Source organism: Pseudomonas sp. EL_65y_Pfl1_R83 (genome assembly GCF_963970695.1).
Lineage (GTDB): Bacteria > Pseudomonadota > Gammaproteobacteria > Pseudomonadales > Pseudomonadaceae > Aquipseudomonas > Aquipseudomonas tritici.
On the sequence record NZ_CAXAQI010000479.1, the window covers coordinates 1 to 437 of the forward strand.

Annotated in this window: 1 protein-coding gene; it reads left to right on the plus strand. The window is 62.7% G+C overall.

Translation table 11 applies throughout. The features are described 5' to 3' along the window. On the plus strand, window positions 1–374 hold a 374-nt coding region (locus tag AACY08_RS29925), incomplete at its 5' end, for an outer membrane protein assembly factor BamE (RefSeq protein WP_339472700.1). Window positions 375–437 lie beyond the last annotated feature (63 nt).

A 437-nucleotide genomic window follows, 5' to 3' on the forward strand; every position in this document is an offset into this window, starting at 1 on the left:
ATTCGGTCCAGGCGGGCACGGATACCCGCCAGTCTGTGCTGGCGGTGCTCGGCAAGCCGACCTTCACCAGTGAATTCAACCAGGGCGACTGGTATTACATTTCGCGCGACGTGCGCAATTTTGCCTATAACAATCCGCATGTGCACGATCAGGTGACGCTGCGCATCAGCTTCGATTCGCGCGGTGTCGTGTCGGCGGTGCGGCGCTCGGGGGCCGAGCAGGTCGCGTCGATCAGCCCGTCGGGCAAGACCACGCCGACCTTGGGCAAGAAGCGCAGCTTCTTCGACGAACTGTTCGGCAATATCGGCACCGTCGGCGCGATCGGCGGCGGTCAGGGCGGCAACAACAACACCGGTGGCCGCGATACGCCGTAACGGCGGCGATACGCTTTTGCGACAACCCTGACAGAACCCTGTCACCGGCGTTCGTAAAGCGTT